The 1065-nt window shown below is 72.7% G+C and carries 1 protein-coding gene; it reads left to right on the top strand.

Annotation, left to right across the window (positions count from 1 at the left end):
• On the top strand, nt 1–948 hold a 948-nt coding region (locus ABT336_RS27460), incomplete at its 5' end, for a PASTA domain-containing protein (RefSeq protein WP_350900512.1).
• Between the last annotated feature and the right edge of the window lie 117 nt (nt 949–1065).

Below are 1065 nucleotides of genomic sequence, written 5' to 3'. Positions count from 1 at the left end.
GGGGGGGGCGCCCCCCCCCCCCCCGCGGGGGGGGGGCCCCCCCGGACGGCACCTGCGGCCCGGGTCGGCGACGCCCGACGTCGACGGACCTCGTCCTGGCTGATCGCCCTCTTCGCCGCCGTCGGGGTCCTGGCGGTGATCGCGCTCGTCGTGGCGATGCTTCCCGACAGCAACGATCCGGTGGACAGTCGGGTGGCCGTCCCGGTGTTGGCCGGGAAGACGGAGGCCCAGGCGGTCGAGGAGTTACGTGCCGCCGGGTTCAACCCGGTGGTCGGGGACCAGATCTTCAACAGCACCTGCGAGAAGAACCAGGTCGTCGAGCAGGAACCGGCGGCGGGCACCCAGTTGGAGCCCCAGCAGACCGTCACCATCCAGATCTGCGGTGGTCCGCAGGAGGTCGACGTCCCGAAGGTGGTCGGCTCCCCGTTCGACAACGCCGAACAGCAGATCGAGGATCGCAAGCTGGTGGTCGAACGCCGGGACGTGGACAACGCCCAGCCGGAGGGGACCGTCGTCAAGGTCGACCCGGAGGAGGGCACCAAGGTCGCCGAGGGCACCAAGGTCGTCGTCAACGTCTCCAGGGGCAACATCCGGAGGGTGCCGAACCTGGACGGGCTGAGTCGCAGCGAGGCCGTCCGACAGGTGGAGCAGCTCGGACTGGTGGCCCGGGTCGTCGACGGTGAGGAGGTCCCACCGGAGCAGGCCGGTCGGGTCAGCGGGCAGAACCCGGCGGCGGGCCGCAACGCCAAGGTGGGCGAGCGGGTCACCATCGAGGTCAGCGTGGCGGAGGAGCCCGATCCGGAGCCCACCGGCGAGAGCCCGAGCCCGGATCCGACGGATTCCTCGCCTCCGCCCGGCAACGGAAACGGGAACGGAAACGGTGACGGTGGTGGCGAGGGCGGGGGCCTGCTGTTCCGGCAGACCGCTACCTGGCGCTCCGTCGACTGACCGGCACCCGGGCCGGTCAGTCGACCGGGTCCGCCTGACGCCGGTGGACCGGTCGCCGTCAGGCGGCGGCGAAGGCGGCCAGCCGCCGGGCGTCGACCTCGGCGGCCAGCTCCGGAG

It is taken from the genome of Micromonospora sp. NPDC000207 (assembly GCF_040300925.1).
In the GTDB taxonomy this organism is placed as follows: Bacteria; Actinomycetota; Actinomycetes; order Mycobacteriales; family Micromonosporaceae; genus Micromonospora.
This window is presented reverse-complemented; position numbering and strand designations above follow the sequence as displayed.